General features: G+C 69.0%; 22 protein-coding genes. 16 read left to right on the top strand and 6 right to left on the bottom strand.

The window, feature by feature from the left end; genetic code table 11:
* The first annotated feature begins 7 nt into the window (after positions 1–7).
* Both BT98_RS0102160 and BT98_RS0102155 read left to right on the top strand, forming a co-directional pair.
* The gene (locus BT98_RS0102160; protein WP_019462497.1) at positions 8–1,369 is read left to right on the top strand and encodes an aminotransferase-like domain-containing protein; all 1,362 of its coding nucleotides are present in this window, start codon (positions 8–10) and stop codon (positions 1,367–1,369) included.
* 183 nt (positions 1,370–1,552) lie between these two features.
* Complete coding sequence (locus BT98_RS0102155; protein ID WP_019462498.1) at positions 1,553–2,575, top strand: LLM class flavin-dependent oxidoreductase; 1,023 nt, start codon at positions 1,553–1,555, stop codon at positions 2,573–2,575.
* Positions 2,576–2,878: 303 nt separating this feature from the next.
* Here BT98_RS0102155 and BT98_RS0102150 read toward each other — a convergent pair whose 3' ends face one another.
* Together BT98_RS0102150 and BT98_RS0102145 are read right to left on the bottom strand one after the other, a co-directional pair.
* On the bottom strand, positions 2,879–3,970 hold the full coding sequence (locus tag BT98_RS0102150; protein WP_019462499.1) for a branched-chain amino acid aminotransferase: 1,092 nt from the start codon (positions 3,968–3,970) through the stop codon (positions 2,879–2,881).
* A gap of 291 nt (positions 3,971–4,261) precedes the next feature.
* Positions 4,262–4,825, bottom strand: a complete 564-nt coding sequence (locus tag BT98_RS0102145; protein ID WP_019462500.1) for a DUF1993 domain-containing protein — start codon at positions 4,823–4,825, stop codon at positions 4,262–4,264.
* 190 nt (positions 4,826–5,015) lie between these two features.
* Here BT98_RS0102145 and purB point away from each other — a divergent pair, with 190 nt between their 5' ends.
* Complete coding sequence (gene purB, locus BT98_RS0102140; RefSeq protein ID WP_019462501.1) at positions 5,016–6,359, top strand: adenylosuccinate lyase; 1,344 nt, start codon at positions 5,016–5,018, stop codon at positions 6,357–6,359.
* A gap of 215 nt (positions 6,360–6,574) precedes the next feature.
* Here the strand turns inward: purB and BT98_RS22920 are convergent, their stop codons facing one another.
* Both BT98_RS22920 and BT98_RS25865 read right to left on the bottom strand, forming a co-directional pair.
* Positions 6,575–7,396 carry a hypothetical protein gene (locus BT98_RS22920; protein WP_174978048.1) on the bottom strand — a complete coding sequence of 274 codons (822 nt, stop codon included), beginning with the start codon at positions 7,394–7,396 and terminating at the stop codon, positions 6,575–6,577.
* A gap of 112 nt (positions 7,397–7,508) precedes the next feature.
* Positions 7,509–8,033 carry a PepSY domain-containing protein gene (locus BT98_RS25865; protein ID WP_202801224.1) on the bottom strand — a complete coding sequence of 175 codons (525 nt, stop codon included), beginning with the start codon at positions 8,031–8,033 and terminating at the stop codon, positions 7,509–7,511.
* A gap of 353 nt (positions 8,034–8,386) precedes the next feature.
* On the opposite strand from BT98_RS25865, the gene purC reads away from it, so the two are divergent.
* The 13 genes from purC (at position 8,387) to BT98_RS0102075 (ending at position 20,858) form a co-directional block, all read left to right on the top strand.
* Positions 8,387–9,151 (top strand): phosphoribosylaminoimidazolesuccinocarboxamide synthase, encoded by a 765-nt coding sequence (gene purC, locus BT98_RS0102125; protein ID WP_019462504.1) that lies wholly within the window; start codon positions 8,387–8,389, stop codon positions 9,149–9,151.
* Positions 9,152–9,209: 58 nt separating this feature from the next.
* Positions 9,210–9,455: a phosphoribosylformylglycinamidine synthase subunit PurS gene (purS, locus tag BT98_RS0102120; protein ID WP_026033446.1), complete on the top strand. Its 246-nt coding sequence runs from the start codon at positions 9,210–9,212 to the stop codon at positions 9,453–9,455.
* 85 nt (positions 9,456–9,540) lie between these two features.
* Complete coding sequence (locus tag BT98_RS0102115; RefSeq protein WP_027297139.1) at positions 9,541–9,795, top strand: hypothetical protein; 255 nt, start codon at positions 9,541–9,543, stop codon at positions 9,793–9,795.
* A gap of 22 nt (positions 9,796–9,817) precedes the next feature.
* Positions 9,818–10,492, top strand: a complete 675-nt coding sequence (gene purQ / locus BT98_RS0102110) for a phosphoribosylformylglycinamidine synthase subunit PurQ (protein ID WP_027297138.1) — start codon at positions 9,818–9,820, stop codon at positions 10,490–10,492.
* Positions 10,493–10,639: 147 nt separating this feature from the next.
* On the top strand, positions 10,640–11,962 hold the full coding sequence (locus BT98_RS26450; protein WP_081798521.1) for an AAA family ATPase: 1,323 nt from the start codon (positions 10,640–10,642) through the stop codon (positions 11,960–11,962).
* A gap of 3 nt (positions 11,963–11,965) precedes the next feature.
* Positions 11,966–12,412: a hypothetical protein gene (locus tag BT98_RS27095; RefSeq protein WP_147292445.1), complete on the top strand. Its 447-nt coding sequence runs from the start codon at positions 11,966–11,968 to the stop codon at positions 12,410–12,412.
* 139 nt (positions 12,413–12,551) lie between these two features.
* On the top strand, positions 12,552–13,145 hold the full coding sequence (locus BT98_RS28345; RefSeq protein WP_081798513.1) for a transposase: 594 nt from the start codon (positions 12,552–12,554) through the stop codon (positions 13,143–13,145).
* 86 nt (positions 13,146–13,231) lie between these two features.
* On the top strand, positions 13,232–14,821 hold the full coding sequence (gene purH, locus BT98_RS0102100; protein ID WP_019461833.1) for a bifunctional phosphoribosylaminoimidazolecarboxamide formyltransferase/IMP cyclohydrolase: 1,590 nt from the start codon (positions 13,232–13,234) through the stop codon (positions 14,819–14,821).
* A 79-nt stretch (positions 14,822–14,900) separates the two neighbouring features.
* Positions 14,901–15,458, top strand: a complete 558-nt coding sequence (locus tag BT98_RS0102095) for a DUF924 family protein (RefSeq protein WP_019461832.1) — start codon at positions 14,901–14,903, stop codon at positions 15,456–15,458.
* A gap of 128 nt (positions 15,459–15,586) precedes the next feature.
* Positions 15,587–16,579 carry a PRC-barrel domain-containing protein gene (locus tag BT98_RS25860; protein WP_162175643.1) on the top strand — a complete coding sequence of 331 codons (993 nt, stop codon included), beginning with the start codon at positions 15,587–15,589 and terminating at the stop codon, positions 16,577–16,579.
* Positions 16,580–16,585: 6 nt separating this feature from the next.
* Complete coding sequence (locus tag BT98_RS0102085; RefSeq protein WP_019461830.1) at positions 16,586–17,911, top strand: MFS transporter; 1,326 nt, start codon at positions 16,586–16,588, stop codon at positions 17,909–17,911.
* 289 nt (positions 17,912–18,200) lie between these two features.
* On the top strand, positions 18,201–19,814 hold the full coding sequence (locus BT98_RS0102080; protein ID WP_019461829.1) for a hypothetical protein: 1,614 nt from the start codon (positions 18,201–18,203) through the stop codon (positions 19,812–19,814).
* A gap of 120 nt (positions 19,815–19,934) precedes the next feature.
* A complete protein-coding gene (locus BT98_RS0102075; protein WP_019461828.1) occupies positions 19,935–20,858 on the top strand; it encodes a LysR family transcriptional regulator in 924 nt (307 codons plus the stop codon).
* 171 nt (positions 20,859–21,029) lie between these two features.
* Here the strand turns inward: BT98_RS0102075 and ahcY are convergent, their stop codons facing one another.
* Complete coding sequence (ahcY, locus tag BT98_RS0102065; RefSeq protein WP_019461826.1) at positions 21,030–22,442, bottom strand: adenosylhomocysteinase; 1,413 nt, start codon at positions 22,440–22,442, stop codon at positions 21,030–21,032.
* 340 nt (positions 22,443–22,782) lie between these two features.
* Positions 22,783–24,421, bottom strand: a 1,639-nt coding sequence (gene ptsP, locus BT98_RS22905) for a phosphoenolpyruvate--protein phosphotransferase (RefSeq protein ID WP_211254373.1), incomplete at its 5' end; no start/stop codon positions are given.

The raw sequence follows: 24,421 nt of genomic DNA, 5'->3' as shown, positions 1-24,421 counted from the left end.
TATTCCCGTGACCGACTTCCGCGACCTCGCCGACCGCTTCGCCCAGGATCTCGCGGCAGACCTCGCCGCCGGCCGCCGCCAGCCGGGCGAACGCCTCCCTCCCAGCCGCGACTACGCCCATCGCCAGGGCATCGCCCCCTCCACCGCCTCCCGCGTCTATGCCGAGCTCGTCCGGCGCGGCATCGCGGTGGGCGAGGTCGGGCGCGGCACCTTCCTGCGCACCGCCCCCACCCCGCCCGGCCTCCCGGCGCGCGAACTCCACGCCGACGCCATCACCGACCTGGAGGTGAACTTCTCCGTCCTCCCCGAGCAGGGCACCATCCTCGCCCCCGCCCTCGCCAGCCTGTCGCGGCCGGAGGCGCTGCAGCCCCTGCTTTCCCGCGCCGGGGCCGCCGGCGATGCCGCCGCCCGCACCGCCAGCGCCCGCCTCCTCGCCCGCACCGGCTGGACCCCCAGCCCCGATTCCCTTCTCTTCGCCGGGCGCGGCCAGCAGGCCCTCTCCGCCTGCTTCACCGCCCTCATCGCCCCCGGCGAGCGCCTGGGCTTCGAGGCCATGACCTATCCGCTCGCCAAGGGCATCGCCCAGCGCCTCGGTCTCGTCCCCACCCCCATCGCCATGGACGCCCAGGGCCTGCGTCCCGACGCCCTGGCCGCGGCCCATGCCGCCCACCCCCTGCGCCTGCTCTACCTGCAGCCGGACCTGCACAACCCGCTCGGCCCCAGCATGCCGGAGGCCCGCCGCCGCGAGATCGCCACCCTCTGCCGCAGCCTGGACATCCTGGTGGTGGAGGACTCCGTCTACGGCTTCCTCGCGGAGGACATCCTCCCGCCCCTGGCCGCCCATGCGCCGGAACGCGTGGTCCTGGTGGACAGCCTCTCCAAGCGCGTCGCCCCCGGCATGACGCTGGGCATCCTCGCCGCCCCGCCCGCCCTGCGCCCCCGCCTCGCCGCCGCCCTGCGCGTCGGCGGCTGGGCCGCCCAGGGCTTCACTCTCGCCGCCGCCACCGCCTGGATGGAGGACGGCAGCGTCGGGGAACTCGTCCGCCGCAAGCGCCAGGACGCCCGCCGCCGCAACGCCCTGGCGCGCGGCCTCCTCGGCGGCGCCGGCCTTTCCCTGCGCGGCGATCCGCGCGCCTACCACCTCTGGCTCGAACTGCCCGATCCCTGGCGCGCCGAGACCTTCGTGGCCGCCGCCGCCCGCCGCCGCATCGCCGTCTCACCCGCCGCCGAATTCGCCGCCGGCCCCGGCCACGCCCCCGACGCCGTCCGCCTGGCCCTCGCCGCCCCCGCCGAGGCCGCCTTGCGCCCGGCCCTCGAAACCCTGCTGGAACTCGCCCTCAACGGCCCCGACGCCGCCATCATCGGCTGAGGCCGCGGCGCCGCTCCCCCGGGGACGATTCATCCCCATGACGGTCATCACCCGCAGTGATGGCCGCGCCGCGCCGCCCATCCCATATCCCCGGCAACCGGCCCGGCCCCGCCGCGGCGCCCGGCCAGACCACCCTCACGCAAGGGGCGCGCCCCGTCCCGCCCCGCCGGACGACCTGAACCCATGAAGAAGATCGGCTTCCTCTCCTTCGGCCACTGGACGCCCTCGCCGCATTCCGGCACCCGCACCGCCGCCGACGCGCTCCTGCAATCCATCGACCTCGCCGTCGCGGCCGAGGAGCTGGGCGCGGACGGCGCCTATGTCCGCGTCCACCACTTCGCCCGCCAGCTCGCCTCCCCCTTCCCGCTGCTCGCCGCCATGGGCGCGCGGACGAAGCGGATCGAACTCGGCACCGCCGTCATCGACATGCGCTACGAGAACCCGCTCTACATGGCGGAGGATGCCGGCGCCGCCGACCTGATCTCCGGCGGCCGCCTCCAGCTCGGCCTCAGCCGCGGCTCGCCCGAGCAGGTGATCGATGGCTGGCGCCACTTCGGCTATGCCCCCGCCGAGGGCGAGACGGATGCCGAGCTGGGCCGCCGCCACGCCGAGGTCTTCCTCGAAGTGCTGAAGGGCCAGGGCTTCGCCCGCCCCAACCCGCGCCCGATGTTTCCCAACCCGCCCGGCCTGCTGCGCCTGGAACCCTTCTCCGAGGGCCTGCGCGAGCGCATCTGGTGGGGCTCCGGCTCCAACGCCACCGCCGCCTGGGCGGCGAAGTTCGGCATGAACCTGCAAAGCTCCACCCTCAAGGACGACGAGACCGGCGAGCCCTTCCACATCCAGCAGGCCGGGCAGATCCGCCTCTACCGCGAGGCCTGGAAGGAAGCCGGCCACAGCCACACCCCCCGCGTTTCCGTCAGCCGCAGCATCTTCCCCCTGCTCGACGACCGGGACCGCGAGTATTTCGGCCGTGGCGGCAAGGAGCAGGACCAGATCGGCCTCCTCGGCGGCAACACCCGCGCCATCTTCGGCCGCGGCTACACCGCCGAACCCGAGGCCCTGATCGCCCAGCTCCGGGAGGACGAGGCCATCGCCGAGGCCGACACCCTGCTGCTGACCATCCCCAACCAGCTCGGCGTCGAGTACTGCGCCCATGTCATCGAGGGCATCCTGAAGCACATCGCCCCCGCCCTCGGCTGGCGCTGAGCGGCTCCCTGGGGAGGCGCCGCCTCCCCAGACCCCGCCTTTCGCTGGCACTGCGCTGCAAGGCCGGTCCCGGGCCTGACCCCTGAGCGCAGGTGGATCAATGAGGCCCCGAAAATGGAAAAACACCCTGCCCGCACTCGCGGCACCGGCAGCCCGCCGGAGAGCATGGCTCTCCGGCGAGATCCGGCCGCGGCAAGCGCCAACGAACCGGGTCCAGGGCGCGCAGCGTCCTGGCGGATGGGGGGCCGGGGGGAAAGGCAGCGCCTTCCCCCCGGAACAGCGCAACGCCCGAACTGAAGCGCCTTACGACGCCTCCGCCGGCACCTTCACCTCGCTCGTCCAGCCATGGGCATCCGGCGCGGTGCCGTACTGGATCGCCACGATCGCCTCGTACAGCTTCTGCGTCAGCGGCCCGGTCTCACCGCCGTTGATGACCACCTTCTCGCCCTTGTAGCCCAGCAGCCCGACCGGCGAGACCACGGCGGCGGTGCCGGTGCCCCACATCTCCCGCAGCGTGCCGTCGCGGCCCGCCTGCATCACCTCGTCGATGGTGACCGGCCGCTCGCTGGCCTTCACGCCCCAGTCGCGCAGCAGGGTCAGGATCGAGTTCCGCGTCACGCCGTCCAGGATGGTGCCGGCCAGCGGCGGGGTGATCACCTCGTCGCCGATCTTCACCATGATGTTCATGGTGCCCACCTCGTCGAGATAGCGCCGCTCCACGCCATCCAGCCACAGCACCTGGGTATAGCCCTGCGCCTCGGCATCCTGCGCGGCGGCGAGGGAGGCGGCGTAGTTGGCCGCCGTCTTGGCCTCGCCCAGCCCGCCCCGCACCGCACGGACATACTTGTCCGTGGCCAGGATCCTCACCGGCTTCATGCCTTCCTTGTAGTAGGCGCCGACCGGGGAGCAGATCACGAAATAGGTCAGCCGGTGCGCCGGATGCACGCCGAGCTGCACCTCCGTCGCCACCACGGTCGGCCGGATATACAGCGACGTCCCGGCCCGGCGCGGCACCCAGTCATGGTCCACCGCCACCAGTTCCTCGAAGGACCGGCGGATCAGCTCCGGGTCCATCGGCGGGATGCAGAGCGCGGCGCAGGACCTGTTCAGCCGCTCGGCATGCCGCTGCGCACGGAACAGGCGCACCGTCCCGTCCTGGCCGCGAAAGGCCTTCAACCCATCGAACACCGTCTGCCCGTAATGCAGGACGGAGGTCGCGGGGTCCATGCTCAGCGGCCCATAGGGAACGATGCGCGGGTCGTGCCAGCCCTTCCCCTCCTCGTAGTCCATCAGGAACATGTGGTCGGTCATGACCTTGCCGAAGCTCAGCTCGGCATCGTCGGGGCGTTGCTTCGGCGCCTGGGTGCGGGTCACTCGGATGTCGGGGATGGTCATGGACACCAGCTCTTGTGCGTTTCGTTGCTTCTCATGACCTTGTAGCGCAAGAAACGACCCCGGCGGACCCTCACGCCTGCACGATCTGGTTTTGCCTGCCTTGTGCGGAGTGCGGGGCGGCCCATGCAACACTTCCAGCCCGGCGCCCTGCGCGGCCGCATCCGCATCGCCCCCGATGTCGGCACGCGCGCCTGCGTCCCGCCGCCCCCGTTCCGCGGGCGGAGCCTCCTGGGACAGCGCCGGACGTGGCGGGCAGCCGGCCGCCCCGGGCCGGCAGGAACCCCTTCGCGATCAGACCCCCGCCGCAGGCCCCGGCCGGAGGTAGGCGAATATGTGAGGCACGTAGTCGGCCTTCCCGATCTCGACGCCCTGGCTCCGGAGAATCGCGTAGGCGGTGATGACGTGGAAATAGAACTGGGGCAGCGCCCAGTCGCGGGCATACCGTTCGCCCGTCATGTCGAAGGCGATACCCCCGGGAAGCTCGATGGCGATCGGCAATCCGGCTCCGGCATCGAGCGCGTCCGGGGCCAGGCCATCCAGAAGCGACAGGGCCTCATCGATCCGCTTCCGGGCATCCGAGATCAGCCCAGGCACCTCACCGGCATGACGCCCCTCGGCCGCCAACTCGTCCAGCGAAGGCGGCATCGGCTCCCCCCGCAGCCGGAAGACCGCCTCCTGCGCCTGGAGCGCCGCGAACCTCAACTGCGTCGCCAGGGGATACATGTCGGCCGCCAGCCGCGCCGAGAGGAAGGCCTCCGCCTGCCCCGGCATCTGCCGCTGCGCCTTGTCCAGCAGGCCGCCCAGCATGCGAAGCATCTGCCTGTAGGTGGGAACGAGAAGCTCGGTCAGCGACATGGATGCTCCCTGGGGCCAGCCTGGCGCCGCCCATCATCCGTTGCGGGAGGCCCGATTAAACAACCGGCCCGCCACACCCGGTAGAGCCCCGGCCCCCGCACCCCCTCGCACCCCAGCCCCGCACCGCTTTCCCTTGACGAACCCGCCCCCCTCGCGCCAGGGGGACCGCGCCGTTCAGGAGTTCCCCGCCATGGTCCCGCGCTACGCCCGCCCCGAGATGACCGCGATCTGGTCGCCCGAGACCCGCTACAAGATCTGGTTCGAGATCGAGGCCCTGGCGGCCGAGGCCATGGGCAACCTCGGCACCATCCCGGCCGAGGCCGCGCGCGTGATCCGCGAGAAGGGCGACCAGCGCACCGCCGAGATCACCGCCGCCGATGTCGGGCACATCGACGAGATCGAGCGCGTCACCCGCCACGACGTCATCGCCTTCCTCACTTGGCTGGGCGAGGGCATCGGCCCCGAGGCCCGCTTCATGCACCAGGGCATGACCTCCTCGGACGTGCTCGACACCTGCCTGAACGTGCAGCTCACCCGCGCCGCCGACCTGCTCCTGGCCGACATGGACGCCCTCCTCGCCGCCCTGCAGCGCCGGGCCGAGGAACACGCGCTGACCCCCACCATCGGCCGCAGCCACGGCATCCATGCCGAACCCACCACTTTCGGCATCAAGCTCGCCGGCCACTGGGCCGAATTCGCCCGCTGCCGCAAGCGCTTGGCCGCCGCCCGCGACGAGGTCGCGACCTGCGCCATCTCCGGCCCCGTCGGCACCTTCGCCTCGGTGGATCCGCGCGTGGAGGAATTCGTCGCCACCCGCCTCGGCCTGCGCGCCGAGCCCGTCTCCACCCAGGTCATCCCCCGCGACCGCCACGCCGCCTTCTTCTGCGCCCTGGCCATCACGGCGAGCGCCATCGAACGCCTGGCCACCGAGGTCCGCCACCTCCAGCGCAGCGAGGTGCGGGAGGCCGAGGAATACTTCCACCCCGGCCAGAAGGGCTCCTCCGCGATGCCCCACAAGCGCAATCCGGTGCTGAGCGAGAACCTCACCGGCCTCGCCCGCGTCATCCGCGGCTACGCCACCCCGGCCCTGGAGAACGTCGCCCTCTGGCACGAGCGCGACATCAGCCACAGCAGCGTCGAGCGCTTCATCGGCCCCGATGCCACCATCACCCTGGACTTCGCCCTGGCCCGCGCCACCTCGATGATGGACAAGCTGACCGTCTATCCCGACCAGATGAAGCGCAACCTCGAAGCCCTGGGCGGCGTCGTCCACAGCCAGAAGGTCCTGCTCGCCCTCACCCAGGCCGGCATGAGCCGCGAGGCCTCCTACGCCGCCGTCCAGCGCGCCGCCATGGCCACCTGGACCGCGCTGGGCACCCCGAACGGCCGCTCCTTCCGCGACGAGCTCCTCGCCGACCCCGAGGTTTCCGCCACGCTCGATGCCGCGACCCTCGACGCCGCCATGGACCCGGCCAAGGACTTCCGCCACGTCCGGGCCACCCTGGCCCGCGTCTTCGCCAGCCAGGGCGCCTGACCGCAGCGCGCACGAAAAGACCCGCGGCGCCGCACCGGCACCGCGAGTCTCCCAACCCTCACCGCACTGACAGGGGTTTCCGCGTCTCGCCAAGGCAGACAGGAACACCCCGGCTTCCGAAAGCAACCCGCGTGCGACACGGCCCGGAAGGAAGCGGACCGAACCGCCCGCCCCTTCCTCGGCCCTATCAGCCGGTCATCCCGGACGAGCCGGCCTCAGCGCCGCGTCCCGTCCGGATTGGTCCCGCTGGTGTTCGAACCCGTGGCCTTGTCGAAGCCCCGGCTAGCCATCGTTCCCTTCGGGTTCTCCGGCGTGCCGTCCGACTGCCCCGGATAGGCCCCGCTCAGATTGGTCCCCGCCGCGCGATCCGCCGCCCGCGTCGCCGCCGTGCCGGGCGGGTTCCCAGCCGTGCCATCCGGCGCCGAACCCGTCCCGCGCCCGGATTCCAGCGTGTTCAGGTCGTCGTCCCGATACCCGCTCCAGCCACCCGCGCGGTAATCCGCCTCCCGCGTGGCGACATCGACCGGCCCGTGACTGGCCATGATCCGCTCCGCCTCGTCGATGCGCGCATCCTCGCTCCGCACCGTCACCAGCGTCCCGCCCCGCCGCACGCCCTCGGCATAGGTCCCGGCCTCGTTCTCGCTCACCCCGGCCCCCGTCAGCGCGCCCAGCAACCCGCCAGCCGCAGCACCAGCGCCGGCCCCGGTCAGCGTCGCCACCAGCCAGCCCGCCGCCACCACGGGCCCCACGCCCGGAATCGCCAAGGCCCCAAGCCCGGCCGCGAGCCCCGCGCCGCCACCCAGTACCGTCCCCAGCGTGGCACCGATCCCGGTCCCGGACTCGGCGTTCTCCGCAGTATCCGTGTGGTCCCCGGCACGCCCCCCGGGCGCCGTGGCAACATCACTCCGCTGGCCCTCGGCATTGTTGGCGAGGATGCTCACATCCTCATGCCGGAAGCCCGCAGCCTCCAAGTCCCGCACCGCCGCCATCGCGTGGTCGCGGGTGTCGAAAAGCCGGGTAATGGTCCGCATAGCCATGGTTCGCGTTCCTCTCGTTTCGTTCTCTCGTCATCCGCCGCCCTGCCGCCGCACCCTCCGCGGCCATCCCCGCGGGAACGGCCCCTGCGGGAACGACCACGGGACGCCGGCCTCAGCGCGTGGCGGAAGCGGCGCCCGTCACCACGTTGCCGCGGAAATCCAGCCCCACATCCACGGTCTGCCCGTTCCGCGTGGCCTTGCCGCGCCAGACACCCGCATCATCCTTCTTCAGCTCCGAAACATGCGAGTAGCCCGCCGCCTCGATCCGGCTCTGGGCCTGCCCCTCGGTAAAGCTGTTCGCCCCGGCTTCCGGCGTCGTCGTCACCGGCGTCCCCGAAGCCTGCGGCCTGGAACCCGCCTCGCCCGCCGGCCGCGGCGCGGTCATCGGCGTCGCCGTCCCGGGCGTGGTCCCAGAGGTCGTACCCGGGGTCGTACCCGGGGTCGTCCCCGTCGTGGCCCCGGGCGTGCCCTGCGCCATGGTCGATCCGCCGCCACCCGGCATCGTCGGCGTCCCGATCGTGCCCTGCGAGCTGGTCCCCGTCTGCGCCATCGCCGCAGGCACGAAACCCGCCGATCCCAGCACCAGCCCCGCCGCCACCGCGAAACCACCGATGCCGTTCATAAGACTGCCCCGCATGCGCGCTCTCCTTGTCCATCTGCGGCGTTGTCCAACCGGGCACTCCGGCCCGTCCGCCTGTGCCCGTGTTAACGACCCATCGCCGCTTCCGTTGACAAGCACCGTCGCAAAAGTTGACAATGGCCGTTCACGCGGCGACCACGCCCGCCCGGACCACGGCGCGGCAGGCCGACCGGGAGGCCGCCCGCTTCAAGACCAGCCGCCCTCACGGCCACGCGGGTCAGCCGGCACACCCTGGGCGGTGGAAGAACCCCCCACCCCCTGCTATACCCACCCACCACAGGCTGCCCGACCCCGGTCCCCCACGACCCATGGTCCGGCGGCCACGACGGATTTCTGGACGACGATTGACGATGGCCCGACGGCGGCAACTCTACGAAGGCAAGGCGAAGATCCTCTTCGAAGGTCCGGAACCGGGCACCCTCGTCCAGTACTTCAAGGATGACGCCTCCGCCGCCAACGGCGCGAAGAAAGGCATCATCACCGGCAAGGGCGTGCTCAACAACCGCATCAGCGAATACCTGATGACGCGCCTCTCCGACATCGGCATCCCCACCCACTTCATCCGCCGCCTGAACATGCGCGAGCAGCTGATCCGGGAGGTCGAGATCATCCCCCTCGAACTGGTGGTCCGCAACGTCGCCGCCGGCTCCCTCTCCACCCGCCTCGGCATCCAGGAAGGCCAGCGCCTCCCCCGCTCGATCATCGAGTACTACTACAAGAACGACGCCCTCCAGGACCCCATGGTCTCCGAGGAGCACATCACCTGCTTCGGCTGGGCCTCCACCCAGGACCTGGACGACATGGTCCAGCTCGCCCTGCGCGTGAACGACTTCCTCACCGGCCTCTTCCTCGGCATCGGCATCGTCCTCGTGGACCTCAAGCTCGAATTCGGCCGCTTCTACGAGAACGAGGAGGTCCGCATCGTCCTCGCCGACGAGATCTCCCCCGACAATTGCCGCCTCTGGGACAGCAAGACCGGCGAGAAGATGGACAAGGACCGCTTCCGCCGCGACCTCGGCAAGGTCGAGGAAGGCTACCAGGAAGTCGCCCGCCGCCTCGGCATCCTCCCCGAGGCCGGCGTCCGCGACCTCAAGGGCCCCGAACTGATGCAGTGACGGCCCCGCCAGGCCCTCACCCGCCCACCCCACACACCCCCTTGGGAGACCCCACCCCGTGAAAGCCCGCGTGACCGTCATGCCCAAGCAGGGCGTCCTCGATCCCCAGGGCAAGGCCATCGCCCACGCCCTCGCCAACCTGGGCTACGACGCCGTCCACGACGTCCGCGCCGGCAAGGTCATCGAACTCGACCTGACCGAGACCGACCCGGACAAGGCCAAGGCCCAGGCCGAGGACATGGCCCGCAAGCTCCTCGCCAACACCGTCATCGAGAGCTTCCGCGTCGAGGTCTCCCCCGCGTGATCCCCAGGGGGAGAGCGGCGGAGGGAACCCCGCCCATGCCGCGCCCCCACCCCATGGGTCATCCCTTTGGCGGGGCCCCGCTCGCATGATCAAGGCCTCCCTCCTCCTCATGCTGGGCCTCACCGTCCTCGTCGCCATGACCCTGCGCTGGCGGGAACGCCACCACCCCCCCGCCCCACCGCCCCAGCCCACGGCACGGCCCCGCCGCGCCCGCCGCCCCTCCCTCCTCCGGGAAGGCAAGCGCACCCTCGACCGCTGGGTCACCGCCGCCGCCATCGCCGCCTGCCTCACCATCGTCCTGATGGGCGGCCTGCACTACCTGAAGCTCTGGCAGAACTGACCTCCACGGAAAGGCACCCCCCATGAAGGCCGCCATCGTCGTCTTCCCCGGCACCAACCGCGAGCGCGACATGGCCCTCGCCCTCAGGCGCGCCTCGGGCCACGAGCCCCTGATGCTCTGGCATGGCGAGCACGCCCTCCCCCCGGGCCTCGACCTCGTCGTCCTCCCCGGCGGCTTCTCCCATGGGGACTACCTCCGCTGCGGCGCCATGGCCGCCCAGTCCCCCATCATGCAGTCCATCAAGGACTTCGCGGCCAGGGGCGGCCACGTCCTGGGCGTCTGCAACGGCTTCCAGATCCTCACCGAGGCCGGCCTCCTCCCCGGCGCCCTCCTCCGCAACGCCGGCCTCCGCTTCCTCTCCATGGATTGCGTCCTGCGCGTCGAACGCGCCGGCACCCCCTACACCGCCCGCTGGCAGCAGGGCGAAACCTTCCGCGCCCCCATGGCCCATGGCGACGGCAACTACTTCGCCGATGACGCGACGCTGGACCGGCTGGAGGGCGAGGGCCTCGTCGCCTTCCGCTACGCCGACCGCAACCGCAACGGCGCCGTCCGCGACATCGCCGGCATCCTCTCCCCCAATCTCCGCATCCTCGGCATGATGCCCCACCCCGAGAACTACGCGGATCCCCTCACCGGCGGCGAGGACGGCCTGCCCCTCTTCCAGAGCATCGCGGAAACCCTGGTCGGGGCCTGAGGGTCGGGCGTCGCAGCGCAGGGGCCCTGCCCCTGCACCCCGGCAGGAACCTGAGGTTCCTGCACCTCCCGGGATTTTTTATTCACTACCAAGCGATAAGTAGCCGGCAGTCTATTCAAATCTTCCAACATTACTGAGGAAGCTCAGATGGTCTCCGTAAATATTTCTGATTTTTCTTGTATCAAGGACGCTAACTTGCAATTAGCGCCCGTCAATATAATTATTGGGCCTCAAGGTAGTGGCAAAAGTGTCACCACGAAAGTTTTATATTTCTGCAACGACATTATTGTTAATTCCATACAGTCCGCTGAGAAGGGTGAATCTATCGAGGATTTCAAAAAATCTTTAGCAAAGCAGTTTTCCCTATGGTTTCCTCCTTCCGCATGGGGGCAGGAAAGATTCACTATAAATTACGCAGCCGGCGACTTCACCGCCAGAATATTGCGCCGCCGCAGCAAAGGGCGAGTCAGTGATGAAATTTCCATCACATTTTCGGAGTGGTTTGCGGATTTTTATAGCTCAGCTCTCACCCTATTTGAGAAATCCAGGACAAATAGTGATGATGAAATCAAATCTAGCGCACAGGCAACTCGTTTCCTTGATCAATTTTGGAGAATTAGGGACATTGTTAGCCGTCGCCTTTTGACAGAACTTAAAAACGACTACTTTGCTCAACAAACATTTATTCCTGCTGGCAGAGCATTTTTTACCAGCATTGGCCGCTTGGTCGCCGGCTTTGAGCAAGCCGGAAATTTAGATCCCGTCACTATTAAATTTGCGCGTCTATTCGCCACCATCAGAGATAGAAATTCGCGCAGATATGTATCTAGGCTGCACCGCCTTGGTCCTGATTTTTTAGAAAAACGCCGCGTTTTTATGGAAAATTTCTTTGGGGGAGAGCTAAACTTTAAAGATGATCTGGAATTCGTTGAAACCCAAGATGGAAGAAAAATCCCATTCAGTTCGCTCTCAAGCGGCCAACAAGAACTTCTGCCAATGTGGTCATTGATAGACTATTTTAATGAAATGGATTCCTACCGTCAGGAAGCAGGCGTAAAAGTACCTCGAGGACCTCGTGAGTTGATATACATTGAGGAACCTGAAGCACATTTGTTTCCATCAGCACAAAGCTTGTTAATGGAATTTCTAATTGGTTCGGTAACACCAGACAAAAGCAAAAGATGCTTAATCATCACCACACACAGCCCATACATAATGGGCAAACTCAATGTATTTCTTAAAGCCGGCCAACTAGCGCGACGAAAAAAGAAAAATCAAGAAATCAATGACGTTGTACCGAGAGAATGTTGGTTGAATGACAAGCAACTCTCTGCTTTTGCCATAGAAGACGGCAAGCTTAGATCGCTACTTGATGAAGACTCACTGATTGATGGTCGCTATCTAGATCAGATCTCCGAAGACATCTCAAGGGATTTTTCCAAACTTTTGCGTATTGAAGCGGAAATCTAGCTTATGTCCAAGCAGTGCATCAAAACGAACAAGTTTCCTCTTGTTTCAGTTAAAGAGAACAAAAGGCAAGCAACCTTCAAAAATCCAGAAAGAAAACCACATAAAATTGTTGAAATTGACGGATGTCTTATTGACGGCAGTGAAGAAATAAAATGCGATTACTTGGTTTCAGAGATAGGCAGCTCATCGGTGTTAATTGAATTAAAAGGGGGGGACGTTGAACATGGTTGCGAACAACTTCTTGCCACTGCCGAGCATGATGCGATTAGGCCCCTGCTCGAAAAGCGCGTCGCATTCCTTATGATATGCAGCAAATATCCGAGATTCGATTCGTTTGTTGCAAAAGCAAAACAAAAATGCGCAAAAAAATACAAGACAGGATTCCACGTATTATGCGATAGGCGAGAGTTAGAGATGCATCGAGTTATGGAGATCGACGGACCTTACTAATCGTGTGTGGGGCGAGAGGGCTTTCATTTTCATAGGAAAACTTGCCTATTTCCCACCCCCATGCTACACTCCCGCCCATGCCCTCCTCCCGCCTCTCCCCACCCCAACCCTTCCGCCCCCTCACCGACGACGACCCCCCATGCCCCCCCCCCGCCTCTCCCCACCCCAACCCTTCCGCCCCCTCACCGACGACGAGTGGCTCGCCCTACTCCCCCACATCCTCCCGCGCTCCCCCGCCGGCCGCCCCATCGCCGACCTCCGCCTCCGCATGGACGCCATCTTCCACCTCGCCCTCACCCCCGACCCCTGGCGTGCCCTCCCGCCCCACTACGGCAACCCCGCCACCATCTCCCGCTACTTCCGCCGCCTCACCCACAACGGCCTCTGGACCCGCCTCCTCACCCTCCTGGCCGAAACCCACCCCAATCACCCCCTCCGCGCCATCGAGCACCGCATCTGCCGCGCCGCCCGCCGCGCCTACCGCATCCTCGGCCTGCGCCTCATCCTCCTCGCCCGCCGCCTCGGCCTCCGCTCCGCCCTCCCGGGCCCGCCCTGGCTCCTCCCGGACCCGGATTTGTCCGAAACCCTGCGCCAGACAAAAATCCCGCCCTTTCCAACGCGCTACGGCACCCTCACCGCCTATCGTGACCTGCTGAAAACCCTCGCCGCCCTCCACCGCGCCGCCGCTGGCTGCGCCCGCCTCCCCAACCGCCTGCGCCACGCCTGGCCATGACCACCCCCATCTCCGAACCCGGCGGATACCCGCCCTGCGCCCATTCCCCTTGCGGCCGGGGCCAGCCCGCGCCTAATCCGCGCGGCATGAGCGATGCCCTCCCGATCCGCCGTGCCCTTCTCTCCGTCTCCGACAAGGGGGGGCTGATCGACTTCGCCCGCGCCCTCGTCGCCCACGGGGCCGAACTCCTTTCCACCGGCGGCACCGCCGCCGCCATCCGCGCTGCCGGCTTGGCCGTTAAGGATGTCAGCGACCACACCGGCTTCCCGGAAATCCTCGATGGCCGCGTGAAGACGCTGGTGCCCCAGGTCCATGGCGGCATCCTTTTCCGCCGCGACCTGCCGGAACATCAGGCCCAGGCCGACCGGCACAACATCGCTCCGATCGACCTCGTCTGCGTGGACCTCTACCCCTTCGAGGCCACCGTCGCGAAAGGCGCGCCTTTCGAGGACTGCATCGAGAACATCGACATCGGCGGCCCGGCCATGATCCGCTCCGCCGCCAAGAACCACGACCACGTCGCCGTCCTGACCTCCCCGGCCCAGTACACGGAAGTCGCCGGGGCCCTGTCCTCCGGCGGCACCACCCTGGCCCTGCGGCGGAAGCTGGCTGCCGCCGCCTATGCCCGCACCGCCGCCTATGACGCCGCCATCGCCGCCTGGTTCGCCCGCCAGGAAGGCGAGGAATTCCCCAACCGCCTCAGCACCGCCGGCACGCTGAAGCAGACGCTGCGCTATGGCGAGAACCCGCACCAGCGCGCCGCCTTCTACATCGACGGCACGAACCGCCCCGGCATCGCCACGGCGCGGCAGGTCCAGGGCAAGGAACTCTCCTACAACAACCTGAACGACACGGACGCCGCCTACGAGGCCGTGGCCGAGCTCGACGGCCCCGCCATCGTCATCGTCAAGCACGCCAACCCCTGCGGCGTCGCCCTGGGCTCCAACCTGGCCGAGGCCTGGGACAAGGCGCTCCGCTGCGATCCCGTCTCCGCCTTCGGCGGCATCGTCGCCGCCAACCGCCCGCTCGACGCCGCGGCGGCGGAAAGGATCGCGGCCATCTTCACCGAGGTCGTCATCGCCCCCGACGCCTCGGACGAGGCCAAGGCGATCTTCGCCCGCAAGAAGAACCTGCGTCTCCTCCTCACCGGCGGCCTGCCTGACCCGGCGGCCCCCGGCACCCTCATCCGCTCCGTCAGCGGCGGCTTCCTCGCCCAGTCCCGCGACGCCGGCCGCATCACCCAGGCCGATCTCAAGGTGGTCACGAAGCGCGCCCCGACCGATCAGGAACTGGCCGACCTGCTCTTCGCCTTCCGCGTCTGCAAGCATGTGAAGAGCAACGCCATCGTCTATGCCAAGGATGGCGCCACCGTCGGCATCGGCGCCGGCCAGATGAGCCGCGTGGACAGCGCCCGCATCGCCGCCTGGAAGTCCGAGGAAGCCGCCAAGGCCGCCGGCCTCGCCACCCCGCTCGCCCCCAAAGGCTTGGCAGATGGTTCCGTGGTCGCCTCCGACGCCTTCTTCCCCTTCGCCGACGGCCTCCAGGCCGCGGCGGCGGCAGGCGCCACGGCGGTGATCCAGCCCGGTGGCTCGATGCGCGACAACGAGGTCATCGCCGCCGCCGACGAGGCCGGGCTGGCGATGGTCCTCACCGGCATGCGGCACTTCCGCCATTGACCCGGCGGGCCTCCCCACCCATCCCGAGCGGGCTGGACGCTGGCGTCCAGCCTTCCGAACAGGGCAGGGGAGGCCCCCGATGACCGCCGAACACGCCGAATCCCTCCTCGCCTTCTGGCGCGAGGCCGGTCCCGAACGCTGGTTCGCCAAGGATGACGGCTTCGACGCCGCCTGCCGCCATCGCTTCGAGGCGCTGCACCTCGAAGCCTCGCGCGGTCCCGTCGCGCCCTGGACCGAGGCCCCGGACACCGCCCTGGCCTTCATCCTGCTGACCGACCAGATCCCGCGGAACCTCTACCGCGGCTCCGCCCACGCCTTCGCCACCGACCCGCTGGCCCTGGCCACCGCGAACCTCGCCATCGCCCGCGGCCACGACCAGGCGACCGAGCCCGTGCTCCGCCCCTTCCTCTACCTTCCCTTCGAGCATTCGGAGGACCCGCGCGACCAAGCCCGCTCCGTCCAGCTCTTCGCCCATCATGCGGAGCAGACGGGCGACACCCATTCGCTCCACTGGGCGCGGCTGCACGACGACATCATCCGTCGCTTCGGCCGCTTCCCCCATCGCAACGCCGTTCTGGGCCGTGCAACCACGCCGGAGGAACAGGCTTTCCTGGACGCCGGAGGCTTCTCGGGATGACCCCGCCGCGATCGCTGTCCCGCCCCCATGCCGGAGCCCACCGCATGCCGAAAGCCCGCCCCGCCCCCCGGCTCCCCGGAGCCCTGGTCCCGCGGGTCCTTCTCCCGGCCGGCCTGCTTTCGGCGGCCATGCTGTCCTCCGTCCCGCTTGCCCCCGCCCAAGCCGCCGACCCGCCGCCCCCGCCGCTGGCCACCCAGCAGATGCTGCCCGCCACCGACACGCTCCGCGTCTTCGGCCGCGACGTGAAGAGCGCCTCCGGCACCGTGGTCGCCCAGATCGTCAACGTCCTGGTCAACGAGGCCGGCGAGCCCCGGGCCGCGATCCTCGACTATGGCGGTTTCCTCGGCGTCGGCCGCCGCCGCATCGCCGTGACCTGGGAAACCCTTTCCTTCACGCCGGACGGCATCACCTTCCTGCTGACCCGCGACCAGCTGAAGGGCTTCCCGGATTTCGTGGAAGGCAAACCCATCCTCGCCGCCGCCCCTCCGCCGGAAACTCCCGCCGCCCCCGCCGAGGCCGTTCCCGGATCCGCTGCCCAGCCCGCGCCCGAGGCGGCCCCCGCCCCGGCGGGGACCACTCAGCCCGCGCCCGCCCAGGCTCCCGCCGCCCCGCCTGATCCGGCCTCGGCGAACACTCCTCCATCAGCCGCCCCAGCCCCGGACAATGCTCCCGCGAGCAGCGTCCCACAGGCCACGGGCGCGCAGGACAACGCTCCTCCGGGGAACCTTCCCCAAGGCAGCGGCGCACAGGGCGCCGCCCCCGCGGGCAACGCCCCCCAGCGCGATGGCACGCAGCGCGATGGCGCGCAGGACAATGCCCCACCGGGCAACCTTCCCCATGGGACGGGCGCCCAGGAAGGTGGCGCCCAGGAAAGTGGCACCCAGAATGATGCCACCCAGAATGGCGCCACCCGGAAAGGCGAGGCCGGGAGAGGCGACGCGAAGGGCCATGACACGGGGAGCGGCAGCTCCGGGGGAGACGCCGTCCAGGGCGGCACCACCAGCCCCGGGGCCGTGACGCCCACGCCCCGGCCGGCCTTGGCCGCCCCCGGCACGACCCTGGCGCCACAATCGCCACCCTCCGCGCCGGCCCCCGCAACCCCCGGCGGCAAGCCGGATTAAGCGCCCATGGCATCCGGTCTGACCGGGTCGGCGCGCAGCGCGCGCGGGCTCGACCTGCTCAATTTCTTTGTCGCGAACATCCAGACCGGCTTCGGTCCCTTCATCGCCGTCTATCTGAGCGCCCAGGCCTGGACCGAGTTCGAGATCGGCATGGCGCTCAGCGTCGGCACCTTCACCGCCATGGTCAGCCAGCTTCCCGCCGGGGCGCTGGTGGATGCCACGCCGCGCAAGAAGCTGGCGGCCCTGGTCGCCATCCTTTGCATGCCCGTCAGCGCCCTGCTGCTGGTGGCGGTGGAGCCGCGCCAGCTCCCGGTGATGCTGTCCGAGGTTCTGCACGGCATCGCCAGCTGCGTCCTGGCGCCCGCCATCGCGGCCATCAGCCTGGCACTGGTCGGACGCATGGCGCTGGGGGAGCGCCTGGGCCGCAACGCCCGCTTCGCCGCCATCGGCAACGGCGCGGCCGCCGGGCTGCTGGGTTTGGCGGGCACCTACATCTCCAGCGCGGCGGTCTTCTGGCTGACGGCGGCCTTGGCCATTCCCAGCCTGATCGCCCTGGCCATGATCCGGCAGGCCGACCTTGTCACGGTGGTCCAGCGGGAACAGGCATCGAAGGGGCAGGGCGGCCTGATGACGCTGCTCCGCAACCGGGGCGTCCTGATCTTCTCCGGCTGCTGCCTGCTCTTCACCCTGGCGAATGCCGCCATGCTGCCGCTGGCCGGTTCGGAAGTGACCCGCAACAGCGGCGACGAGGCCAACCTCATCATCGCCGCCTGCATCGTCGCGCCACAGCTCGTGGTGGCGGCGATCTCTCCCTGGATCGGGCGGCTGGCCGAACGGCGCGGCAGGCGTGTGGCCCTGATGATCGGCTTCGCCGCGTTGCCCCTGCGCGGCCTGCTCCTCGCCGTCGTGTCCGACCCCAAGGTCCTGATCCTGGTCCAGGCCCTGGACGGCGTCAGCGCCGCGGCGCTGGGCGTGCTGCTGCCGCTGCTTTCGGCGGACCTGACGCGGGGCACGAACCGCTTCAATCTGTGCATGGGCATCTTCGGCCTTGCGGTGGGCATTGGCGGAACGCTCAGCACGACGGTGGCAGGCGCGACCGCGACATGGTTCGGTTCCGGCGCTGCGTTCGGCCTGTTGGCCGTCGTCGGCCTGCTGTCGTTCCTGCTGGTGCTCTTCGTGATGCCGGAAACCGGGACGGCCGATCCCGATGGCGTGATTCGCAAGCCAGCTTCCCCGGCCACGACGTCGTCAGGCCTGCGCGAATCCATGCGGACGGGGCCGAAACTGGTGGAGAATGACCCGGAGGGGGTTGGGCAGCCGTGGAGCGGCTAGCACAGGGCGCAAGTCATGCGAGTTCTTTGCTCTTCATGAGCGAAAGAATCCCAGGAAAGCAACCCCTAAGTGTTGGAAACAGTCTCTCAGAACCGCGCCCCACCCTGCACTGAGAGAAGATGCCTCACGGATAATTGTGTTCGGGGCGCGACTGTAAGAACCTGCCGCTTTCCATGACGGCAAGACGCCGAATGGCACCGGAAAGCAACCGGGGTGGCGGGAAGGCAGAAGGTTCACGGTACAGCCGCGGGGCCGGCAGGCATCCGTCACCCGAAGGGGACGAAGCCGCTTGAACTACAGCCTGCCCGGACAACCCGGACCGGAATACCCCGGCGGTCTTTCCCCCCGCCCCACCTTCCTCCGCAGTGGCACGCGCACCGGGCTGATCTGTGCAGCGCTGGTGCTGGCGGCCCTTGGGCTGATGCTCTTCGTGCTGCTGCGCACGCCCATGAAGGACGACATCGCCTGGCTGCTCTGGGTGGCGCGGCAGTGGCTGAAGGGGAAGCGCCTCTATGTCGATGTCATCGAGGTCAATCCGCCGCTGATCGTCTGGATCAGCGCCATCCCGGTGCTGGCCGGCGACATGCTGGGCGTCTCCGCGAAGCCCCTGGCCCTGCTCCTTTTCGCGGGCGCCGCCCTGGGCTCCGCCTGGACGACGGCACGGCTGCTGCTGGGGCTGGGGCCGGCCTTCCGTTGCCTGCCCGCCACCTTCGCGGCCATCGCCTGCGTCCTGATCCTGATGCCGGGGATCGAGTTCGGGCAGCGCGAGCACCTGCTGACCATCGCCGTGCTGCCGCATCTGGCGATCCTGATCCGCTCCCTGGAAGGCCGGGCCACTGGCTGGCGCATGGCCACCGGCAACGCCGTGCTGGCGGGTCTGGGCGCGGCGCTGAAGCCCCGCTACCTGCTCTGCCTGGGGGTGGTGGAACTGGTGGGCTGGCTTCAGCGCGGCTTCCGTCTTCGCCTGTCGCCCTTTGTCGCCTTCGGCGTCGCGGGGCTCTATGCCGCGGCCATCCTGTTCCTCTATCCCAGCTTCGTCGATCGCGCGGTGCCGCTCGCCCTGACCCTTTATGGCGGCACCGATGCCGGCTTCCTGTCCTTGCTGGCGGATTCCTGGCGCCTGATGGTCGGCGTCATTCTGGCCGTTGCCCTGACCTTCACGACGCCGCGCGGCAGCACGGCACGGCGGGTGATGGCGGTGCTGTCGGGCTTTGCCGTCACGGCCACGGCGGTGATGTTCCTGGACGGCAAGAACTGGTTCTACCACCGGATTCCGGCCTCGATCGTGGTGACGCTGTCCCTCATCTACTGGTGCGCGGAGGCGGCGGCCCTGCGCCGCTGCGGCGGCCTCCCGGGCTGGCGCTTTCCCGTGCTGATGCTGGTGGCGCTGATGCCCCTGGCGATCCAGGCGCAGAGCCTGGCCGGACGGCTGCAGGACCGGCTGGTGCTCGCGATGGAGCCGGAGCTTTCCACCGAGGTGAAGCTGGAGCGCCTGATCCGGCAGGAGAAGGCCCGGACCTATGTGGCCTTCTCCGAGTGGATCGGGCTGGGCTTCCCGATCGTGGACGACACCGGCGTCACCTGGGCGAGCCGCTTCGATTCCATGTGGGCGCTGCGGGGTGAGCTGTGGCGGGCAAGGCTGGACGGACGGCCACCGGCGGAATGGCCGATCCATCTCTGGGTGGCGCAGGACTTCATCCGGGGCTGCCCGGACCTGGTGGTGGTGGACAGCCGCCGCGGGGCGGAGGACATCAACTATCCCAGCGTCCTCGCACAGGCCGACCCGGATTTCGCGGCGGTCTGGGCGCTCTACCGCCAGATCGCCGTGGTGGACGGGCTGCAGGTGTTCAAGCGTGGCGGGGGGAGCTGCCAGCCCGCGGCGCCGGCCGGCGCCGCGGGTTGAGGCGGAGGGCGGCTGGACCCTCCACGCGTCACGGGAGGCCGCCGCAAGCCCGCGTAGCGGCGGTGGCATTCATGCTGCGCTGCCGTATCATGCGGCCCGGCCAAGGAACGAGAGGGCGCGATGACGCTGGAGCAGCTGCGTGTCTTCGTGGCCGTGGCCGAGCGCCAGCACGTCACCCGGGCGGCGGAAGCGCTGCACATCGCCCAGTCGGCTGCCAGCGCGGCGGTGGCGACGCTGGAGGCGCGCCATGGCGTACGGCTGTTCGACCGGCTCGGGCGCGGCATCACCCTGACGGGGGCGGGACGGATCTTCCTGGCCGAGGCCCGCGCCGTGCTGGCCCGGGCGGAGACGGCGGAACGTGTCCTGGCGGAACTGGGAGGGCTGGAGCGAGGCGTGCTGACCGTGCAGGCGAGCCAGACCATCGCCAGCTACTGGCTGCCGCGGTATCTGGTGGCCTTCCGGCGCGCCTATCCGGGCATCGAGATCCGCCTGGGGATCGGCAATACGGCGCAGGTGGCCGCCGCGGTGCATGACGGGCTGGCGGAGCTGGGCTTCGTCGAGGGGCGCGTGGAGGATTCCGCACTCGCCAGCCGCGACGTGGCCACCGACCAGCTCGTGCTGGTGGTGGCGCCCGGACATCCCTGGACCGGCGCCTTGCCGGGGGATCTGGCCGGGCTGGTGGCGGAGGGGGAGTGGGTGTTGCGCGAGCCCGGTTCCGGCACCCGGTCGGCCTTCGAGGCGCTGCTGACCGGAGCCGGCCTGCGGGAACGCCTGCGCGTGGCGCTGGAACTGCCGTCCAACGAGGCGGTCCGGGCGGCGGTCGAGGCGGGCATGGGCGCGACGGTGATCTCCGCCTCGGTGGCGGCGCCCAGCCTGGAGGCGGGGCTGTTGCAGCAATTGCCCTTCCCGCTGCCGGAGCGTGCCTACCACGTCCTGAGCCATCGGGAGCGGCGCTACAGCGGCGCGGCGCGGAGGCTGCTGGATCTCGTGACCGGGGCGGCGCACCCGACCGCGGGGATACCTGCCGACGCCATGCCAGGGTGATGTGCCCAGGCCATATGCGGCGAGGCCCGGCAGTGTCCTGCCGGGCCTCTCGCGAATGGTCCCGGGGAAGGCCATCTTGCGGATGGCCTCCGTGGCGGTGGGGCCCGCGCTGCCGGGCACCATGCCCGGCAAGCGGCCCGCCACGGCCCTCTTCCCCCCGGGTGAGGTTCCTCAGTAGCGGTACTGCTCGGCCTTGAAGGGGCCGGCCTGCGGCACGCCGATGTAGTCGGCCTGCTGCTGGCTCAGCACCGTCAGCTTGGCGCCGACCTTCTCCAGATGCAGGGCCGCGACCTTCTCGTCCAGGTGCTTGGGCAGGGTGTAGACCTGCTTCTCGTACTTCGCGCCATTGGTCCAGAGCTCGATCTGCGCCAGCGTCTGGTTGGTGAAGGAGGCGCTCATCACGAAGCTCGGGTGGCCGGTGGCGTTGCCGAGGTTCACGAGGCGGCCTTCGGAGAGCAGCGTGATCGCCTTGCCATCCGGGAAGGTGATCTCGTCCACTTGCGGCTTCACGTTGCTCCACTTCAGGTTCTTCAGCGCGGCGACCTGGATCTCGCTGTCGAAGTGGCCGATGTTGCAGACGATGGCGCGGTGCTTCATCGCGCGCATGTGGTCGATGGTGATGACGTCCACATTGCCCGTGGCGGTGACGAAGATGTCGGCGCGCGGCGCGGCATCCTCCATGGTCACGACCTCATAGCCCTCCATCGCCGCCTGCAGCGCGCAGATCGGGTCGATCTCGGTGACCATGACGCGGCAGCCGGCGTTGCGCAGCGAAGCGGCCGAGCCCTTGCCCACGTCGCCATAGCCGGCGACGCAGGCGATCTTGCCGGACATCATCACGTCCGTGCCGCGGCGGATGCCGTCCACCAGGGACTCGCGGCAGCCGTAGAGGTTGTCGAACTTCGACTTGGTGACGCTGTCGTTCACATTGATGGCGGGGAAGAGCAGCTTGCCTTCCTTGGCCATGGTGTAGAGGCGATGCACGCCCGTCGTCGTCTCCTCGGAGACGCCCTTGATCGAGGCAGCGAGCTTCGCGAACCAGCCCGGCTTCTCGGCGACCAGCTTCCGGATCAGCGCGAAGAAGACGGTCTCCTCTTCGTTGCTGGCCTTGTCGAGGAAGGCGGTGTCGCCCTTCTCGGCGCGCAGGCCGTAATGGACCAGCAGCGTCATGTCGCCGCCGTCGTCCAGCAGCATGTTCGGCACGTCGCCGTTCCAGTCGAGCGTGCGGTACACGTAGTCCCAGTATTCCTCCAGCGTCTCGCCCTTCACGGCGAAGACGGGCACGCCGGTGGCGGCGATGGCGGCCGCGGCATGGTCCTGGGTGGAGAAGATGTTGCAGGAGGACCAGCGGACCTCGGCGCCGAGCGCGGTCAGCGTCTCGATCAGCACGGCGGTCTGCACCGTCATGTGCAGGCAGCCGGAGATGCGGGCGCCCTTCAGCGGCTTCTCGGTGCCGAACTCGTGGCGTAGCGCCATCAGGCCGGGCATCTCGTCCTCGGCCATCGCCAGTTCCTTGCGGCCCCAGTCGGCCAGGGTGATGTCGCGGACCTTGTAGTCGGTGGCGGGCACGTGGGTATCGGGCATGGGTCGTCCGGGACTCCGGCTTGTGGGCGGGCCAGGGCACCGGCGGAACCGGCCCTGGTCAGGTATCAAGATATCTTTATGTTATGCGAAGGGATTTGGGAAGCACGAAGCGCCCCTCCCGGCATGGGGTGTCCGTGAAGAGCCGAAGACAGGCCCCCGGTGCGGTGCCGGGGCGCTCCCCCACCCGCGCCCGGCCGCAGCCGTCCCGTGTGGGGGGGCGACGTGGGCCAGAGGCTGATGGTGGCGCTGATCGGCGCGGTGCAAGCGATCCTGGCCGGCTTGAAGGTGCGGGTGACGCAGACCTTGCCGGCGCCGAAGGGGCCGTTGAAGCGGCCGAGCCTCAGCTTCGCCAGTCGGCGCCTTCCTCGAAGTTCAGCACCAGCTCCTGGATGCGGCCCGGGTCCGACTGCTCCATGACCCGGCGGGCGAAGCGGGCGCAGTCGTCGATGTTCAGCGCCCGCACGGCCTGCTTCACCCTGGGCACGGCGGAGGCGTTCATCGACAGGCTCCGCAGGCCGAGGCCCAGCAGCAGCGGCACCAGGCGGGGATTTCCCGCCATCTCGCCACAGACCGAGACCGGCATCCGCAGCCGCAGCGCCGCCTCGGTGGAGAACTGGATCAGCCGGAGCACCGCCGGGTGCAGCGGGTCGTAGAGATGCGAAACCTCCGCCTCCGCGCGGTCCACCGCCAGCGTGTACATGGCGAGGTCGTTGGTGCCGATGGCGAAGAAATCGGCCTCCAGCGCGATGGCGTCGGCGGCCAGGGCGGCGCCAGGCGTCTCGATCATCGCGCCCAGCGGCGGCAGCTTGTCCGGCAGGGCGATGTTGCCGCGGCGGCGCAGGCGCTTGGCCACGCGCTCGTAGATCTCGCGGGCCTGGCGCACCTCCTGCGGCACGGTGACCATGGGCAGCAGGACCCGCACCGGGCCGAGGGCGGCGACGCGTAGGATGGCGGCGAACTGCACCTCCAGGATCTCCGGCCGCCGCAGTAGCATGCGGATACCGCGCAGGCCGAGCGCCGGGTTGGCGCCGCCCTGGGCGAAGTCGATGGTCTGGGCGAGGGCCTCCATGTCCTTCTCGCCGCCCCAGTCGAGGACGCGGATGGTCACGCCGTCGCCCGCGATGCTTTCGACGATCTGGCGATAGACCTCGAAATGCGCCTCCTCGTCGGGCGGCACGTCGCGGTTCATGAAGAGGAACTCGGTGCGCAGCAGGCCGATGCCGTGCGCGCCCGCGCCGGCGATCAGCGGCAGCTCGGCCGGGATCTCCATGTTGGCCTGGAGGTCCACCTCCTCCCCATCCGTGGTGACGGAGGGCAGGCGGCGCAGCTTGTTCAGCCGGGTGCGCTCGCGCGCATAGCCGGCCAGGGCCTCGCGCCCCAAGGCCAGGGACTTCTCGTTGGGGCGGACCACCACCGTGCCGGCGCCGCCGTCCAGCACGCAGAGATCGTCGCGGCGCGCTGCCTCGGTCAGCCCCTCGCAGCCCAGCACGGAGGGGATGCCCAGGGCGCGCAGCATGATGGCGGTATGGCCGTCGGCGCCGCCTTCCTCGGTGGCCACGCCGGCGATGCGGGAAGGGTCGATCAGCGCCGCATCGGCTGGGGTCAGCTCCTGCGCCACCAGGATCGAGCCGGCGGGCACGTCCTTGAAGGAGCGAAAGCCGGTCTGCGTCAGGTTGCGGGTCAGGCGGCGGGCGATCTCGCGCACCTCGCCGGCACGGCGGCGCAGGCCGGGCTTGTCGTCGTCCTTGGCGGCCAGGATGGCGGCGGCGATGGCTTCCGCCTCGTCGGCCACCGCCGTTTCCGCGGAGAGCAGGCCGGCCTCGATGCGCTTGCGGGCGCCGCGCAGGAGGCGAGATTCACCCAGCATCATGGCGTAGGCGTCGAGCAGCGGCTCCAGCTCCTCCTGCGCCTCCTCCGGCAGGACGGAGAGGCGCTTCTTGAGCTTGCTGACCTGCTTGCGGGAGGTCGCCGCCGCCGTG

This window comes from Roseomonas mucosa ATCC BAA-692 (genome assembly GCF_000622225.1).
GTDB classification, from domain to species: domain Bacteria; phylum Pseudomonadota; class Alphaproteobacteria; order Acetobacterales; family Acetobacteraceae; genus Roseomonas; species Roseomonas mucosa.
Note: the sequence above shows the minus strand (reverse complement) of the source record. Positions and strands in the feature narration are given on the sequence as shown.

Bases quoted from the DNA above. Each gene is read 5' to 3' on its own strand.
- BT98_RS0102155 (WP_019462498.1), top strand. From the start codon at position 1,553: ATGAAGAAGATCGGCTTCCTCTCCTTCGGCCACTGGACGCCCTCGCCG.
- BT98_RS0102150 (WP_019462499.1), bottom strand. From the start codon at position 3,970: ATGACCATCCCCGACATCCGAGTGACCCGCACCCAGGCGCCGAAGCAA.
- BT98_RS0102145 (WP_019462500.1), bottom strand. From the start codon at position 4,825: ATGTCGCTGACCGAGCTTCTCGTTCCCACCTACAGGCAGATGCTTCGC.
- purB (WP_019462501.1), top strand. From the start codon at position 5,016: ATGGTCCCGCGCTACGCCCGCCCCGAGATGACCGCGATCTGGTCGCCC.
- BT98_RS22920 (WP_174978048.1), bottom strand. From the start codon at position 7,396: ATGGCTATGCGGACCATTACCCGGCTTTTCGACACCCGCGACCACGCG.
- BT98_RS25865 (WP_202801224.1), bottom strand. From the start codon at position 8,033: ATGCGGGGCAGTCTTATGAACGGCATCGGTGGTTTCGCGGTGGCGGCG.
- purC (WP_019462504.1), top strand. From the start codon at position 8,387: ATGGCCCGACGGCGGCAACTCTACGAAGGCAAGGCGAAGATCCTCTTC.
- BT98_RS0102115 (WP_027297139.1), top strand. From the start codon at position 9,541: ATGATCAAGGCCTCCCTCCTCCTCATGCTGGGCCTCACCGTCCTCGTC.
- purQ (WP_027297138.1), top strand. From the start codon at position 9,818: ATGAAGGCCGCCATCGTCGTCTTCCCCGGCACCAACCGCGAGCGCGAC.
- BT98_RS26450 (WP_081798521.1), top strand. From the start codon at position 10,640: ATGGTCTCCGTAAATATTTCTGATTTTTCTTGTATCAAGGACGCTAAC.
- BT98_RS27095 (WP_147292445.1), top strand. From the start codon at position 11,966: ATGTCCAAGCAGTGCATCAAAACGAACAAGTTTCCTCTTGTTTCAGTT.
- BT98_RS28345 (WP_081798513.1), top strand. From the start codon at position 12,552: ATGCCCCCCCCCCGCCTCTCCCCACCCCAACCCTTCCGCCCCCTCACC.
- purH (WP_019461833.1), top strand. From the start codon at position 13,232: ATGAGCGATGCCCTCCCGATCCGCCGTGCCCTTCTCTCCGTCTCCGAC.
- BT98_RS0102095 (WP_019461832.1), top strand. From the start codon at position 14,901: ATGACCGCCGAACACGCCGAATCCCTCCTCGCCTTCTGGCGCGAGGCC.
- BT98_RS25860 (WP_162175643.1), top strand. From the start codon at position 15,587: ATGCTGTCCTCCGTCCCGCTTGCCCCCGCCCAAGCCGCCGACCCGCCG.
- BT98_RS0102085 (WP_019461830.1), top strand. From the start codon at position 16,586: ATGGCATCCGGTCTGACCGGGTCGGCGCGCAGCGCGCGCGGGCTCGAC.
- BT98_RS0102075 (WP_019461828.1), top strand. From the start codon at position 19,935: ATGACGCTGGAGCAGCTGCGTGTCTTCGTGGCCGTGGCCGAGCGCCAG.
- ahcY (WP_019461826.1), bottom strand. From the start codon at position 22,442: ATGCCCGATACCCACGTGCCCGCCACCGACTACAAGGTCCGCGACATC.